Origin of the sequence: Desulfosporosinus nitroreducens, assembly GCF_023897015.1 — a bacterium.
Lineage (GTDB): Bacteria > Bacillota > Desulfitobacteriia > Desulfitobacteriales > Desulfitobacteriaceae > Desulfosporosinus > Desulfosporosinus nitroreducens.
Genome location: NZ_JAMHFY010000007.1, coordinates 102,285 through 118,732, shown reverse-complemented (window position 1 = coordinate 118,732; position 16,448 = coordinate 102,285). Strand labels below are relative to the sequence as shown.

Annotated in this window: 13 protein-coding genes and 1 pseudogene; 9 read left to right on the top strand and 5 right to left on the bottom strand. The window is 42.1% G+C overall.

The annotated features are described in order from the left end of the window. Positions 1 to 84 precede the first annotated feature (84 nt). Both M8E35_RS10165 and M8E35_RS10160 read left to right on the top strand, forming a co-directional pair. Positions 85 to 612 (top strand): nitroreductase family protein, encoded by a 528-nt coding sequence (locus M8E35_RS10165; RefSeq protein WP_252468760.1) that lies wholly within the window; start codon positions 85 to 87, stop codon positions 610 to 612. Between the two features lie 56 nt (positions 613 to 668). Then, entirely contained in the window at positions 669 to 809 is a 141-nt protein-coding gene (locus M8E35_RS10160; protein ID WP_252468759.1) for a hypothetical protein, read from the top strand. A 125-nt stretch (positions 810 to 934) separates the two neighbouring features. On the opposite strand, the gene pdxR is transcribed toward M8E35_RS10160, so the two are convergent. Both pdxR and M8E35_RS10150 read right to left on the bottom strand, forming a co-directional pair. After that, entirely contained in the window at positions 935 to 2,488 is a 1,554-nt protein-coding gene (gene pdxR / locus M8E35_RS10155; protein WP_252468757.1) for a MocR-like pyridoxine biosynthesis transcription factor PdxR, read from the bottom strand. 88 nt (positions 2,489 to 2,576) lie between these two features. Then, complete coding sequence (locus M8E35_RS10150) at positions 2,577 to 3,752, bottom strand: aminotransferase-like domain-containing protein (RefSeq protein ID WP_252468755.1); 1,176 nt, start codon at positions 3,750 to 3,752, stop codon at positions 2,577 to 2,579. 241 nt (positions 3,753 to 3,993) lie between these two features. Between M8E35_RS10150 and M8E35_RS10145 the strand changes: the two genes are divergently transcribed. Next, positions 3,994 to 4,977 carry an MBL fold metallo-hydrolase gene (locus M8E35_RS10145; RefSeq protein ID WP_252468753.1) on the top strand — a complete coding sequence of 328 codons (984 nt, stop codon included), beginning with the start codon at positions 3,994 to 3,996 and terminating at the stop codon, positions 4,975 to 4,977. Between the two features lie 155 nt (positions 4,978 to 5,132). Here the strand turns inward: M8E35_RS10145 and M8E35_RS10140 are convergent, their stop codons facing one another. Then, the gene (locus M8E35_RS10140; protein WP_252468751.1) at positions 5,133 to 6,056 is read right to left on the bottom strand and encodes a LysR family transcriptional regulator; all 924 of its coding nucleotides are present in this window, start codon (positions 6,054 to 6,056) and stop codon (positions 5,133 to 5,135) included. Positions 6,057 to 6,292: 236 nt separating this feature from the next. Between M8E35_RS10140 and M8E35_RS10135 the strand changes: the two genes are divergently transcribed. Next, positions 6,293 to 7,333: a YeiH family protein gene (locus tag M8E35_RS10135; RefSeq protein ID WP_252468750.1), complete on the top strand. Its 1,041-nt coding sequence runs from the start codon at positions 6,293 to 6,295 to the stop codon at positions 7,331 to 7,333. 71 nt (positions 7,334 to 7,404) lie between these two features. Here the strand turns inward: M8E35_RS10135 and M8E35_RS10130 are convergent, their stop codons facing one another. Further along, positions 7,405 to 7,950, bottom strand: coding sequence for a hypothetical protein (locus M8E35_RS10130; RefSeq protein WP_252468749.1), 546 nt, complete (start codon positions 7,948 to 7,950; stop codon positions 7,405 to 7,407). A 455-nt stretch (positions 7,951 to 8,405) separates the two neighbouring features. On the opposite strand from M8E35_RS10130, the gene M8E35_RS10125 reads away from it, so the two are divergent. The 4 genes from M8E35_RS10125 (at position 8,406) to M8E35_RS10110 (ending at position 13,534) form a co-directional block, all read left to right on the top strand. After that, positions 8,406 to 9,059: a TetR/AcrR family transcriptional regulator gene (locus tag M8E35_RS10125; protein WP_252468748.1), complete on the top strand. Its 654-nt coding sequence runs from the start codon at positions 8,406 to 8,408 to the stop codon at positions 9,057 to 9,059. 12 nt (positions 9,060 to 9,071) lie between these two features. Further along, entirely contained in the window at positions 9,072 to 9,776 is a 705-nt protein-coding gene (locus M8E35_RS10120) for an ABC transporter ATP-binding protein (protein WP_252468747.1), read from the top strand. Next, positions 9,770 to 12,148, top strand: a complete 2,379-nt coding sequence (locus tag M8E35_RS10115) for an ABC transporter permease (RefSeq protein ID WP_252468746.1) — start codon at positions 9,770 to 9,772, stop codon at positions 12,146 to 12,148. The genes M8E35_RS10120 and M8E35_RS10115 overlap by 7 nt, the downstream gene beginning before the upstream one ends. 87 nt (positions 12,149 to 12,235) lie before the next feature. Next, positions 12,236 to 13,534 (top strand): efflux RND transporter periplasmic adaptor subunit, encoded by a 1,299-nt coding sequence (locus M8E35_RS10110; protein WP_252468745.1) that lies wholly within the window; start codon positions 12,236 to 12,238, stop codon positions 13,532 to 13,534. Between the two features lie 175 nt (positions 13,535 to 13,709). Here M8E35_RS10110 and M8E35_RS10105 read toward each other — a convergent pair. Continuing rightward, positions 13,710 to 14,666, bottom strand: a pseudogene (locus tag M8E35_RS10105) (MFS transporter); the annotation flags it as partial. Between the two features lie 342 nt (positions 14,667 to 15,008). Here M8E35_RS10105 and M8E35_RS10100 point away from each other — a divergent pair. Continuing rightward, a complete protein-coding gene (locus M8E35_RS10100) occupies positions 15,009 to 16,415 on the top strand; it encodes an MFS transporter (RefSeq protein WP_252468743.1) in 1,407 nt (468 codons plus the stop codon). Positions 16,416 to 16,448 lie beyond the last annotated feature (33 nt).

Here is a 16,448-nt window from a genome sequence, read left to right as displayed (position 1 = left end):
CAATATAATCTTAATGAGTATATTTAAGTTTACATAAAATTGCTCAATTATCGTCTAGGTTCAAATTTGACAGGGGGTAGAATTATGTTGGATCTTCTCTATAAACGCCGCAGTATTCGCAAGTATGCATCTGCAAAGTTGGATGTTGACACAGTTCAATTGCTTTTGGGAGCTGCTTTATTGAGCCCCTCCTCGCGAGGGTTCCAACCGTGGCAATTTGTTGCTGTCGATGATCCTGAGGTCTTAACTCTGTTAGCGTCATGTAAAAAAGGTGCAGGGTTTCTAAAGGATGCTGCCTTGGGCATTGTTATTTTGGCTGATCCTGCGAAAAGTGATGTATGGATAGAAGATGCATCCATTGCGGCAACGATTCTGCATCTGACTTCAGCATTTTTAGGATTAGGATCTTGCTGGATTCAAATTAGGGAACGCCAGTTCTCGGAATCTGAAACGGCCGAACAGTACGTACGAAGGATCTTGAGCATTCCAGAGAATCTTAAAGTTACTTCGATTATTTCTATCGGATACCCTGAAGAATCAAAGTCGCCTCATGTGGAGGGAGATTTAGGGTTTGATAAGGTTCACGTGAATAAGTATGGGGCAAAATTCTAAGACATAGACGCCATGCTGGTCGATCAATGGCAACACGAACCCGGGGGGCGTAAGAAATGGCCGAAATCTTATTTATCGCATCATTACAAGAGCTGGCTAGTTTGATTAAAGAAGTCAGTTGTTTGGAAGAGGCTTTAGAGATCGATATTAAGGTCGCCCGAATGGAGGAAGGGGTGAAAACTTGCCTTAGAGGCTGAGGAGCAGGGGTACCACGTGATTGTCAGCAGGGGAGTTACTGATTAGATGATTTGAGAGTTAGCCGATACCATAAAAGAAGGGGCTTTGCATCATTTTGAAGCAAAGCCCCTTCTTTAAGTATTCATCACACTAAAGGTTCATTAAATCGAGGTCTGAGAATCCTGCCTCCATGGTGAGGCTGATTTAACAACTCGGAAACAGCTCCGCAGAGACGGAAGATCCCTTCTCGAATCGTCGTTTCGGAATGACGACAGAAACAGAGTCTGATCCTGTCCTTCCCTCCGGAGTTAACGTAAAAAGCATTTCCTGGGACAAAAGTCACTTTCTTTTCCGCTGCTTTGGTAAGCAGTGTTGCAGCTTTCAATCCCGGCGGCAATTCACACCATAAATAATACCCGCCTGCTGGAACGGTCCAAGATAAGCCTTGTGGTGCAAACTCCGTTAAAGCGGTCACCATAGCATCTCGTTGGCGCTTATATTGGCTTCTTACAAGTGGAAGGTGTTTGTCCAACAGTCCTTGGTTGCAAAATTCGGTCATAATCCACTGAGTTGTTGTGCTGGTATGGAGGTCAACGTGCTGTTTTGCTAGGGATAATTGCTCTAGAACCGGGAGAGGTGCTGCGCACCAGCCGAGGCGGAGACCTGGAAAGAGCATTTTGGAGAATGTTCCAAGATATATTACATGTGCGTGCTCATCAAGGGACTTAAGGGAAGGAAGTGGTTGATTTTCGTAATAGAGTTCACTGTAAGGATCGTCTTCTACAATGGGCACATGGTATTGATAGGCTAATCTAAGAAGTTCATGCCGCCGTCCAAGACTCATGGTTGTTCCAGTGGGGTTTTGGAAGGTCGGGAGAGTATAGATGAATTTAGGTCGATGTCGTGAGAGAATCTGCTCTAAGACATCTATTCTTAAGCCTTCCTCATCTAAAGGTATAGTAAGAATGTGAGCCCCGGCTGCCTTAAAGACCCCTATTGCTCCAAGAAAGGAAGGTTCCTCCATTACAATATAGTCACCTGGTTCTAAGAAAACTTTGGTAAGCAGATCGAGTCCCTGTTGAGAACCGGAGGTCATAAGAATTGTTTGGGCTTGAGCATTTATGCCTCGATAACTAAGCCAATCCGCTAAGTATTGGCGTAAAGGATAATGTCCAATGGTAGGTCCGTATTCTAAGGCCTTCCAATTACCAGGACGCATTACTTCCTTGCAAATTTCGTTCAATTCGTTTAGCGGATAGTATTCCCCTGCGGGAGATCCCAAGGCGAAGGAAATCTGATCTTCTTCACCGATCTCATCCAGTATGGAGGCTAATACCGGATTATGCATACGTTCAGACTGACTTGTATAAAAGTTCTGCCAAGATATTGGCTGGACGGGCATACCAAATACCTCAGAATGGTCGAGATTAGACAAACGGTTGAGAAAATGTTGAACTGTCTGGGCTGGACTTACGATGGTTCCTTTGCCTACATGTGGCTGAATTAATCCATCTGCTGTCAGCTCATGGTAGGCGTTGACTACTGTTGTGCGATTGACTCCTAAAGAGGCGGCAAGTTTGCGCTCAGGTGGGAGGCGGTATCCGGGAGGGAGTTCATTAGCTAGAATGAGTTGACGAATCTGACTTCTGATTTGTAAGTAAAGCGGCGTTTTTAGGGAACGGTCTAAGTGCAGTTTCATTGTTGTTTTCCTCACATTACTTGTTTCGATTTAACATGTCTGAAGTCAAATATTTAAAATTGTGGTTCTCGGTTCGACTTATCCCGAATTAGTAATTTGGTAATATGCTTGCCAAACGTTTAATTCCCTGTTTTATTTGCAGTGGGGAGGGGTTAGAAAAATTTAATCTCATGTTGCTGTAAATTTTTCCATCTGTAAAAAAATTTACCCCCGGAACATAGGCCACATTACTAGCCAAGGCATAGGGCAGGAGTTTAAGAGTGTCATACGCTTCTGGCAGGGTCAGCCAAATAAACATTCCCCCAGATGGCTCGGTCCATATAGCTTGATCGTTAAAGTTTTCCTTTAGTTCGTTAAGCATAAGATCTCTTCGTATTTTATAGGCTTGGCGAATCGTTTCGATGTGTTGAATTGGATTAAAATGAGTTAGGTAGTAATGAGTAGCTTTTTGTAATAGAGTGCTGGTGTGTAAATCGGTCCCTTGTTTTGCAACGACGAGTTTGGTTATCAGATCCTTTCCGCCGACAATCCAGCCGAGTCGAAGCCCCGGTGCGAGGGTTTTAGAAAAGGTACCTAGATAAACCACTTCGTCCTCGGTAGAAAAAGACCTAATAGGTAAAATGGAAGAACCATCATAATGAAGTTCGCCGTAAGGATCATCCTCAATTATGGGGATATTGTACTTACTCGCGATACGGAGTACCATCTTTCTCTCCTCAACAGTTAAAGTGGTGCCGGTTGGATTCTGATATGTGGGAGCTAGGTAAATGATCTTGGGGCGGTTAAGCTTAATTGATAATTCGAGAGCCGCACTGTCAATTCCTGTCCCATTTGTAGGGATTGTCTCAAAATTGGCTTGGTAACTTCGAAAGGTTTGGATGGCTCCAAGATAACTAGGGTTCTGGAGGAGCACTATATCGCCAGGATTAATAAATAACTTGGCGATGAGGTCTAAGCCTTGTTGTGAACCGTTCGTAAGAAATATGTTTTCTGCTTCAGCTTGGATGCCTTTAATCCTCATTTGGGCAGCTATCTCTTCACGTAAGGGTAAATATCCTTCCGTAGTTCCGTATTGGAGGACTGAAGGGTCGCCTGTCCCAAAAACTTGAGCATAAGATTCCTGGATTTCCTTAAGAGGAAATAACTCTGGGGCTGGAAGACCACCGGCAAAAGAAATAATCTGCGGTTGTTCAGTAACTTTTAGAAGTTCGCGAATCGCTGAATTCTCCATGTGATTTACCCTTTCGGCAAAGGTGTATGGCATATTTTTCTCCCCCTGTTTAAGTTTTAGCTAATTATATGGGGGAGTTTCCAACCTTACAACATCCAATTGGATGATTGTATAATACATCCAATAACTTTTATTTTTACATTATGTGTTTTCAGCATTTAAGATACCTCGTATTTAAATGGACATGGTCTTACTAAATGGCAGGTATTTGAAATAATATAAAGAATAACTAGTAAGACTATTCTGATATAATCTACAGAAAAGAAAGAAAGTGATGATCGTGATTTACGAAGCTCTAGGGATTTATAAAGTAAAACTGCCCTTGCCATTTAGGTTAAACCATGTCAACTGTTATGCAGTAAAAGGATCACTCGGCTGGTGGCTTATTGATGCGGGCCTTAGTCGAGAGGCCACAGTTGAAGGATGGATGCAATTTTTTGAGGAACACTCCATTAAGCCTACAGATATTAAAGGAATCTATCTTACACATTTTCATCCGGACCATTATGGATGTTCGGGATGGCTTCAGTGCTTTTCTGGTGCTCCGGTCTATATCGGGGAAATCGATGCCGAGCTGATAAAACACTATTGGAAAAGTGAAAATAGCTTCGATGCCTTAGATGCTTTGTTTAGAGAAAATGGCATGCCTAATGATATGGTCAAAGAAACTATGGGTTCCGTAAATGACATTATTCGTTTTTTTACATCTCCACATGCAGAGTTGACAACCTTAAAAGCGGGTCAAGTGGTAACTATAGGGGATTTTGAGTACCAGGTTATCTTGACACAGGGGCATTCAGATGGACATATCTGCTTTTATAATGTCGATCATGGAGTACTGTTATCAGGGGATCACTTGTTACCCGAAATCTCGTCCAATATTAGTTTGTGGCCCCAAACTGATGCTTATCCTAACCCTAACCCCTTGGATAACTTTTTACACGCCCTCGACAGCATCCGCAGTTTGAACTGTAAGCTGGCTTTACCCTCTCACGGTAAGCCGTTCTCCACGATTGAAGAGAGAATAAGTCAATTAGAGGCTCACCACGAAGCTCGGTTGCAAGAAATCAAAAGTTGTACAGGCGGTGGCGCCACAGCTTATCAAGTGTGCAAACAGGTTTTCAGACAGGACCTCAGCTATCACGAGTTGCGCTTCGCCATGACTGAAACTCTGGCCCATCTTGAATATTTAATGTATAAGAGCGAACTGGAAAGGACAGAAAAAGATGGCGTGAGAATTTTTAGAATAAGCAGCTAAAAAGGCTCCCGATTTGAATGAAAGTAGTTTAATACAGTGTAAGGAATCCTACAGAATGATATTATTCGTGAGAATAGTAAGAAATGAGCCATGCCCCTGACAAAAAACATCTTTTTGTTAGGGGCGTGGCTCATTTCTTACTGTTTCAATATCCTTTAATCGAGTACGGAAGGATTATTATCAATAAGCGAAGAGATAAGGTCATGTGAGAGAAGGTTTTCTGTAAAAACGTTCATAGCCTTGGACATTTCATTGTTTTTCAGTCTTATTATTGAAAATGTACGAATTAGCCGCTTCCCTTTAATTCGGATCGCTGTCAATTCTTTGGCCGCCAATTCTTTACGCACTATCCAGCTTGAGACAAGTGCAATCCCCAGACCTGCAATGACTGCCTGCTTAACGGCTTGACTGCTTCCAAAGATATGGGATTTTTTTACGTTAATGTTCCAATCCTTAATCAACTTGTCACTGAAGTCTCGAGTTCCAGACCCACTTTCTCTAAGAATCCATACTCGGTCTTGAAGATGATCAGCTGTGACAATGGGAAGTCTCGCCAAAGCATGTTGGTTAGGGACAACTAAAATGATCTCGTCATCCATCAGAGCTTGAATGTCAAGGTCTGGGTGATTGACCTCACCTTCCACCAGTGCCAGGTCCAAATGATTAGATCGGACAGCTTGGGTGATTTCCACAGTGTTAGCGATTGATGCATCGATATCTACATTTGGAAATTGAGCAGCAAATTCTGCCAATGCAAAAGGTAAAATATACTCACCAATCGTATAGCTGGCACCAACCTTGAGTGATCCTGTAACAGTAGTTGTTAACTCGTTGATATCTTGTTTTGCCTTTTCATACAGTTGCAATATCTGTTTTGCCAAACTATAGAGTATTTCACCTGATTGAGTGAGCTCTAAATGTTTCGGTGAACGATTTATGAGCTTGGAGCCAAGCTCATTTTCTAGATTGCGTATCTGAAGGCTGACACTGGGTTGAGATAAATACAATTCTTCAGCGGCACGAGAAAAATTCTTAAGCTCTGCAACAGTTACAAAGATTTTTAAGGGATCGGCAATCATTGTTTACACCTCAAGTTCATTTAACTATGGAAAATATTGCGGTTTTTATGTTCGTGCACTTCAAGGAAGTACTACATTATAATACAATAACTCTGGAAAAGCGAATAATATGTATTCCTAATGATTGCTGACAGGAACCTATATTGCTCCATTACCTCAATCATTCTATAGTTTTAGATAGAAACTCAGTCCTTTAGAAGAGCAAATGACTAGAATGATGAGGAGGCCTATGGAAAATGTGGTTTCAAGCAAAGGTGGACTTAAGCTTTCAAGAAGCTTTAGTGATAGATCAGGAAAGACGGAACCGTTTTATAATAGGAATTTTATTTACAATGGTTGTTGCCGGTTCTGGTACATGGCTGGCAGCCTTACCGGGAATTAATCGAATAGGAGCAATGCTAAGTGCTATCTTGATTGCCGTTATTTATCGAAATGTTATTGGATATCCGGAAAGTATTCGCGAAGGAATTCAGTTTTCTGCGCGTTACCTGATGCGGTTTGCCATCATACTCTATGGATTCAAGCTTAATATTGATATGGTTATTAATAAGGGCGGGATGCTTCTTGTTTATGACGCAATGACGATTGTTATTGCGATAACAACTACTATGTTATTGGCAAAGTTGTTTAAAGCAGACCTCAACCTCTCTTTGCTTCTTGGAATCGGGACAGGAGTGTGTGGAGCCGCAGCAATTGCAGCTGTATCTCCGATTTTAAAAGCGAATGACGAAGATACTGCAATCAGCGCCGGTATTATTGCCTTAATTGGGACAGTCTTTGCTTTAACCTATACATTTTTGATGCCATTTTTACCCATGAGTGCTGTCCAATACGGGATCTGGAGTGGTGTTAGTTTACATGAGATAGCTCATGTGGCAGCTGCCGCAATGCCAGCCGGCCAGGATGTGTTAGCGATGGGATTACTAGCCAAGCTTGGCAGAGTATTCTTGCTGATCCCCTTAAGCCTAATCCTTTCATTTTGGATGAAGCGCAAAGGAGAGGGGGAGGGTAATCAAAGCGCTCCCTTTCCCTGGTTTCTGGCAGGATTCATAATGACAAGTTTAATGGGAACTTATCTGCCGATTCCAGATTATGTTCTAAACGATATTTCCAAAGCATCCACTTTTCTGCTAGCAGCGGCCATGGTTGGGTTAGGGCTTAATGTCCATCTGTCAAGTTTGCGGACTAGAGCAATGCGTCCCCTTCTGGCAATGATCATTGCTTCAATAGTAGTATCAACAGTATCTTTCTTTACCCTTATGTGGTTTAGCTTGTAAGGTTACAGTCTCAGTAGCAACAGGGAACAGTTACTACTGAGTAGTTTGTAGCTTTTCCTAATAGACCTCCATCAATGAGAAAATGCAAAATGTCTTCGGGTACGGATGTGAGCTTTAAAAGCATAAAAGCTAATTGCATTTTTTGCCTTTGGCATAAACCTAAGCCTAGAGATGAGATACTGTTCATCCTCACTGTTTAGAGAACGCCTGCTTAGGTTATGCTTCTTGCCGAACAATTCTTCGTAAACCATGTCTCTATTTAATGTTAGGCAACGTTTATAGATAAAATAACGTTCTCCGAGCGAAAACTGGATATAAAGGGTGTTCGGATTTTGATTATGAATACCAATCAGTTTTGTGGGCTCAGTTCTATCGATTTTGGACCATCCAGCATATAGATCGCGGATTTCAGCAACCGCTTGGGTAAAGCAACTCGAACAAATAGAGTATACTGCTATTTGATTTTGGTTAACAGCTGGATTAGGGTTAAGAAAAAAGTGTTCTCGTTCATAAACTTTTAGCTGTATAACATTTGGAGCAGAATCTACCTGCGGTACAATCACTAAGTCGACAGGACCTAAGTCTATGATGCTGTTGGGCGAAAATATCTCTTCCAAGCGTTTAGCCCCCCTTTAGGTTTGCGTATCATTTAGTTATTTCCACGTAAAGGTATCTTTAGCCTGAAATTTTTACTGCAATAATATATACTTATAATAAAAAACATAAGGTTAGCACTTTTGTTTGAGTAGGAAAGCAGGGGACAGCCCCTGCTTTTTTATACTTGGAAAGTATAAACTTACGTTATATACTTTCCAAGTATAAGTGCAACTAAGGCTGCCGCCTCGCCGGAGGCTTCTCCGCTAAGTTAACACCTGCGAAGATAGTGTCTGCAAGAAGGCTAATACGTGCGAAGACGGTGTCTTCGTGGGCGCCAGCCAAGTTTTCTTTAGCTATTCATAGCCCTTGACCACTCGGTCACAAACCTATTGACCGAGTGGTCAAACTTAGTGTATAATCCTATCATCCGTCGATTGTTTATCATACTAGCGCAGTCTTACAAGGAGAGATCATGTTGTACGATAATTTTGAAAATCTAAATGAAGATAAAAAGAAAAAGATTTTAGATGTATGTGTCCATGAATTTGCTAATAAAGGATATGATAACGCGTCAACTAACTCAATTATTAAAGAAGCGGGTATTTCTAAAGGGATTCTGTTTCATTATTTTAAGAATAAAAAAAGCTTATTTTTCTATATCTTAGATTACTGCATTCGGGAAATGATTGAAGAATTTACGAGATACCCATTGACCGAGACAAAGGACATTTTTCAAAGGATAAGTGAGTTGGGAGTGATAAAGCTTAAGATAGCTCATAAGTATCCATATATTGTCAAACTATTTATGGAATCACTCGAAAAGGCTCCACTGGACATGCGGCCAGAGATTGAAAAGAAATATCTTCAAACTTCAAAGGATTGGATGCCGTTGTTCTTTGAAGATATTGATTATTCAAAGTTTCGCAGCGGTGTAGAACCCTCTAAGGCGATTCAAATGATTATGCTTTTTCTAGGGGCACTTGGAGAAAAGTATCTCAAGGACTATAAAGGCAAGGAACAGGAGATGTTCCAAGACTACGATAAGATTATGGCAGATTATATGGAGTACATGGAAATCTTGAAGTATGGAATGTACGGTTCAGAAGTGGAGACTAATTCACATGTCTAGGAGGTGAGATGAATGGACGTTCTTATGGAAGGAAAAGACCTTCGCAAGCATTATCGCACAGGTGAAGTGGAAATCGAAGTCTTGAAGGGAATAAACTTCCAAATCTTTTATGGGGAATTTATTGTCGTCTTAGGCCAAAGCGGCTCCGGGAAAACTACGTTACTGAATATTATCGGTGGAATGACCCAGGCATCGACGGGTGAGCTTTATTACAAAGAACAACCGCTTCATGAGATTGATGACCAAGAGCTTACACTTTACCGCCGTAATGAAGTGGGCTTTGTCTTTCAAAACTACAACTTAATGCCAAATCTCACAGCCTATGAAAATGTAAGACTAGCTGTGGAAATTGCTCAAAATCCTCTTTCTGTATCAGACATCTTGCGTGAGGTTGGTCTGGAGAATTGGTCAGATCATTTCCCATCCCAACTCTCCGGAGGACAGCAACAACGGGTTGCTATTGCACGGGCTATCGTTAAAAACCCTGAACTTCTCCTTTGTGATGAGCCGACGGGGGCGTTAGATATTCAAACAGGTATTCAGGTTTTAAAAGCCTTGCAGAAATTAAATCGTGAATATCATAAGACTGTGATTATCATTACGCATAACGTGGAAATTGCCAAAATGGCAAATAGGGTTTTCTATTTGAAGGACGGGTTACTGGATGATGTCAAAATTATAGAAAAACCACTTTGCCCTGAGGAGATATCATGGTAATGCTTAGAAGAAAGACATGGAGAGATATCAGAGAAAATTTTGGGGTTTATCTCGCTTGTATCATGGTCATTGCCTTAGGCTTACTTCTCTATACCTCGATGTCCATTGCTGTGGAAAGTATGGATAAGGCACAGCAAGATTTTTATGTGGAAACAAACTTTGCCGATGGATTTATTACGGTGACAGGGTATCCTGAAAACAAAGTAAACTCGCTTACGTTCCTGCCTGGAATTGATCAAGCCGCAGGACGGATTGTCAAAGAAGTTCGTGTGATAGACCAACAAGAAGACTCTAATCGATACTTGAAAATGTTGACATTGAATGATGCCAATGCCCCTCAAATTAACCAAATTCAGCTTATCGAGGGGCAACTTCCGAACGAAAACCAACCGGAAATCCTCGTAGACCCAAAATTCCTAGCAGCAAATCATTTGTCGTTAGGAGATTCAATTGATGTTAGTATTGATGGAAATCAGGTCTCCTTATATATAACGGGAACTGCGCAAAGCCCAGAGTTCATTTACATTATGAGAAATGCCCAAGACCTTTATCCATCAGCTGAAGAATTTGGGATAGCCTATGTTCCCTTAAGCACACTTAAAGCACTGGTCAAGGAAAAAGGACAAGTCAATGATATTGTGATAACTCTGAAACCTGGAGTTAGCTTCGATTCGGTGAAGGACAGTCTCCAAGCCGAGTTAAAACCCTATGGAGTCAGGAGTATTGTCCCTCGTAAGGATCAAACGAGTCACGCCATTCTAACAAGTGAAATTAAACAAATTCGAACTATGACAAAAACCCTTCCTGTAGTGTTTCTGGGGGTTGCGGCCATTATTCTGTATACAATGTTGCGTCGGCTGATCGAACAGCAAAGGGTGGCAATCGGGACACTTAAGGCCTTTGGTTTTACGGATCGAGAGATTGTCCTGCATTATCTGACCTATCCCGTGGTCATAGGGACAACAGGGGGGGTGCTGGGAGGATTATCTGGAGTTGCTCTTTCGTTTCCCTTAACCACTATGTACAAAGAATTCTTTGCTCTGCCTGGTCTTAAAAGCGAATTCTCTTTTAAATACCTTTTTTTTAGTCTGGCTCTGGCGTTCGTCTTTAGCGTACTCAGTGGGGTAAAAGGAAGTCTGGATATTTTGCGCTTGGAACCGGCCGAAGCCATGAGACCCCCGGCACCAGGGACTGCGCGTAAAACTTTAATCGAAAAATTCACGTGGTTTTGGCAAACCCTCTCATCTCAAGCCCAGATGGGTATTCGGGATGTTTTTCGAACACCAACCAGGAGTCTCTTTAACGTCATAGGGATCGCGGTAGTCTATAGTTTAATGACAGTTTCATGGTCAATGCAGAACATGACCGATTTACTAACGGTGGTCCAGCTGGAACAAGTTCAAACCTATGATGTCAAATTACAGTTAACTGAACCTTCCCCTACTGGGGCAGTGAAATTCGCCCTCGCACATGACGCAGGGGTGTCTAAAGTTGAACCTGTACTGGAAGTACCTGCTTCTTTGAGAAGCAGTTGGTTAAAGAAAGACGTCGCATTGATGGGTCTCTCTGAAGATTCGACACTCTATAACATTCTGGATAAAAGCGGCCGACGCTTGGAGGTTCCTGACCATGGAGTTTTGCTATCAGAACATTTAGCTAAATCTTTAAACGTCAAAGCGGGAGATGTCATCTATGTAGAAAGTCCCTTGCGGAGAGAAACTCTCAGTCAAAAGGGTGAGAACTTACTGGTCACAGGGGTAGTCCCTCAATATGTTGGACTTAATGCCTTTATGAAGGATACAGAATTACAACGATTTCTAAGGCAAGGGGAAATAAGTACTGCAATGTTAATCCAGATGGATTCTGCTGAAATAGGATCCATGAAAAGCAAATATCAAAATGCCAGTAACGTCTCCTCAATCGAATCTCTCAAGGATACGGGGGCTAAGATCCAAAAAATGATGGAATCGTTTGGTTTTACGGTTTGGTTGCTCGCTATTCTCGGCGGCTTTTGCGGATTTGCTCTTATCTATAATGCCAGTATCATCTCTCTCTCAGAACGGAAACGAGAATTAGCGTCTCTCCGTGTGTTAGGAATGACACCAAGTGAGGTATTGCGAGTGATCACTTCAGAACAATGGACCTTATATGCTTTTGGAATCCTGCTTGGAATACCGATGGCCTATGGATTAAGCATGAGTATGGCACAGTCAATGAGCAATGATATGTACTCTCTTCCGGCAGACCTTCCACCCATGGCTTTGCTGGGCGCGGCTGCAGGAACTGCCTTTTCTGTTTTAGTGGCCCAAAGCAGAGCGTACTACAAAATAAAATCACTTCCCTATGTTGAAATCCTTGCAACTCGAGACTAAAGAGCTGACTGAATTGGGATCGAAATCGGAATGTTAATTAAAATATTAAGCTGCGAATTGTAATTTGAAAGTAAGAGGAGGGTGAAAATGGCCATTGAAACCAAGTTTAATCAAACACCTAAAAAATTTAAGTTGCCAAAGGTTAAGCATCGTAAGTTCTTAATTTTCGGAGGGCTTGCACTCCTGATTTTTATTGCGGTCACCATCACTAATGCGATGCCCCTGCCGGTTAACGTTATTGCCCTGCACCCCAAAGACTTCAGCAAAGGGTTCACAGAGGAAGGGGAAGTTATGGCTGCCCAAGAATGGCCGATCTTTAACCCTGTTGAGGGAAAATTGCAATCCCTCAAGGTCCAAAATGGAGACAGTGTTAAAAAGGGACAAGTGCTTTTGGAAATGAACATCAGTGATTTTAAATATCAACTGGAGGGACTGAAGGCTCAATTGCAAAGTCTGGAAGGACAACGCTTAGAAAATGATAAAAGCCCTGATCAGGCACAAATCGCCCAACAAACTTTACTCATACAGCTAGCCGAAAAGGATGTCCAGACTGAGGGACAAAACTTAACTCGCATGAAGGCTCTCTATGACGCCGGTACCATCGCTCGTGTTCAATATGAAGAAGCTGAGAGAACGTTCGAGAAAGCGAAAAACCTGTTGGAACAGCAGAAATTAGGCTTACAACTGATATATGAGCAACATCAGACTTCTCAAGGGACAGAGCTGTATTATAGTAATCAGAAGAAAGCCGTTCAGGCGCAAATCGACCAGTTAGAAGATAAGATCAACAAAGCCGCAGTAGTAGCTCCTCAAGATGGGATTATCAAAGACCTCTCTCTTAAAGAAGGCAACGTCATCCCTCAAGGCCAGCAAATTCTGACCGTGTTCACAAATGAGGGTTACAAATTAGAGAGCTTCGTTCTGGCCAGTGATGCCCTAGATATAAAAGTAGGAAGTCCGGTTCAAGTGATTCAAGCGACCAGCTCGGGTGATAAGTCGTTTGCGGGTACAGTTGATGCCGTTGCTATCTCAGCGATCGAGAGGGTTTCTCCCCTTGGCCTTAAGGAAAATCGTGTTAAAGTTACTATTTTGCTCTCTGAAGATTCTCCCAAAGTTGTTCTCGGAAGCAATGTGGATGTCAAATTCACCACGCTGGAAGTCCCCAATCAACTAATGGTCCCCAAAACTGCCCTTTTTCCTTATCAAGAGGGGGAGGCTGTCTGGCTGATTCGGGAAGGTAAAGCTAAAATCCAGCCAGTGAAAAAAGGCCTGGAAAATGACAGTCAGGTTACTATAGAGGAAGGCTTAATGGAAGGAGATCTAATTCTTCAGGACCCAAATTTAAAAGAACTTAAAGAAGGGAAAAGTCTTAAAGAAACACTTTAAAGAGAAGAACTTTTGAAATTGTGGAGGAGAATGCAAAGGAGGATTGCTTGAAAAGGCATCCTCCTTTGTTAATGTCCACCTTTATTAATCATCGTTTTTCTCTTAGGAAACCAAACGCTGTTTCCGAGATCTTTTTTTCAAATATGAACAATAGTAGACTTAATCTAAACTAGCTTCATCCTTCCAACTTGATACTTTTTCTGTTTGCTCTTCCAACCTGAGAATAGTAAAACATCAGAATACCTACTAGTAAGGCAGCAAGAACGAGAAATATATTACTGTAAATAATGCCATTTGGATAGATATTTGCGGGGTTCCAATGAACATTGGAGCCAAGATCCACCACCTTGCCGTAAACCCCTGAAGCCATTCCCCCTGCAATGAAATTCAGCATCATATATAATCCCATTCCTACTCCAGCCTGTTTCTTAGGCAAGGTCACGGACACTGAATTGGACATAGCAACCATCATAAAGGTTTGCCCCACATTACCGAAAATTAAAAAGATAGCAATAAATACGTAAGTAATTCCAGTGAAGGTTGAAAGTAAGGCAAAACAGGTTAATAGCAATCCTGATGCAACAAAGAATAGATATAAATTCCCTTTTAAGTCTGCCAGCTTACCGCCTTTTCTTCCAAGAATGGCCGAAGCTACTGCTCCAGGAACCATCGCAAAACCGATCCAGCTAGGTGGCAGCTGATGTACATGAGCCAAAAGCAATGGACTTAGAGGATAAAGGGAAAAACCAATTCCACTTATTAGAAAAGCAATCGTTAGCAAGAGAGAATAGCTTTTATTTCTAAAGAGCTCAGGTTGAATAAACGGTTTGGCGGCGGAACGAATTCGTGCTATGAACAAAACCAGAGCTAGCAATCCGCCAATAGCAAACCACCAGGTTCCACTCGTAACGCCTAGAAGCAGCAAGGTCACTGTAGAAGCCAGTAAACCACCACCGATCCAGTCAAGTTTTACGGGATCCCCCTGCTCGTCCTGCTCTTCTCCTAAATTTTTGCGGTAAAAGGGCAACGTAATTAAGATGAAGAGAGGGATACAGAATAACCAGCGCCATTGCGCAACACCTACAATAAATGCAGAAATAATTGGACCAAGAGCATTGCCAATAGCCAAACCAACGAACGCCGTGCCTGGAACAGAGAGACGAAAGAACTAATTTCACGGACATTGCCATTGTGAATTGATAGAAGATTTAATGTGTGAGTGAACAATAACAAAAGATAGAACCACATCGTAAGACGTGGTTCTGTTTTTTTGTTGTAAGTCTTGTGCTCCAAGGTCATTCTTGATGATTTTTAATTGCCTTGATATAATTAACTGGAAAATTATTGGGACAACAACTATAGTTATGGCAAGTAAGCCTGGTTTGTTAAGAGAGTATGGTTGTGTTATCATGAACAATTGACACGGTCGTCCGGGGTGGAAACAAGATGGGATTGCTCAGAGGAGAGAAAAATAATGTTGGAAACAATTAAAAATTCCCCAAATTATCGTTGGTATGTTCTAGCTACAGTGGCGATCGGTACCTTTATGGCTACTTTAGACAGCAGTATTGTAAACGTAGCCTTGCCTACCATATCTAGTCAATTCCATTCGGATCTTTCTACACTTCAATGGGTGGTTAGTGCCTATCTTTTGACAATTACCAGTTTATTACCGGTCTTCGGTCGGATTGCTGACATGTTTGGACGTAAAAGGGTCTTCGCCCTTGGTTTTATAATTTTCACTCTAGGTTCAGTTTTATGCGGCTTTGCCCAAGACATATGGTTCCTGGTAGGGACTAGAGTGGTGCAAGCAATAGGCGCTTCGATGTTAATGTCTAACAGCGCCGCCATTATTACCGCGATTTTCCCACCTAAGGAGCGGGGCAGAGCACTGGGACTGACAGGAACTGTCGTTGCTCTAGGCTCGCTGACAGGCCCTGCTTTAGGCGGAATTATCATTGGCATGACTAGCTGGCGCTCAATTTTTTTCATTAACCTTCCTATTGGCATTATAGGGTATGCGGCAGTTCTTTTGATTTTGCCAAGTGATGTACCGAACAAAGATAAAGAGAGTTTTGACTATACGGGTGCTTTTTCATTTACATTCGGGATGATCTGTGTACTCTTGGGAATTACGAATAGTGAGGCATGGGGCTGGTCGAGTCTTCCTGTTCTTTTAAGCCTGGTGCTAGGCATAACATCGCTGGTCTTCTTCGTTATAACTGAGCGTAAAGTTCAGCATCCTATGATTGACTTATCACTCTTCCGCAACCGTCCTTTTCTTATAGGAAACCTCTCAGGAGGGTTATCCTTTGTAGCTATGTTTGCTAACAACATGCTTTTACCATTTTACTTGCAAGGGATTCTTAACTACAGGCCTTCTCAGGTTGGATTAATGTTAATGGTCTTCCCGGTGGTAATGGCTATTGTAGCTCCTGTCAGTGGTTCCGCTTCTGACAAATTTGGACCTATGATTCTCACAACAGGCGGGTTGGTCATTACTTCATTAGGTTTGTTCTATTTTTCTACCCTTCAGACCACTGCAAGTTTTTTACAGATAATCCCCGGTCCCATACTCATGGGCTTAGGAGCTGGCATGTTCCAATCTCCAAACAACAGCAGTGTGATGAGTTCAGTTCCTCCTCAAAAGCTTAGTATTGCCGGGGGAATAAACAGCCTTGTCAGAAATTTAGGAATGGTGATAGGTATTGCCTTATCCGTTTCGTTGTTCGAAGCATGGGGCGGTGTTACTCTGCCCCAACCTAGTCAAGTAGAAGAGTTTATGTCTGCTTATCACTCCGTTATGTTAGTTTCCATGGGTATTGCCCTTCTGGCGGCAGTGATATCCTATAGCCGCAAAAGCTATGCGAAAGTTAATTGAAACTAATTGTAGAAACCCCTTGACAATAAAAAA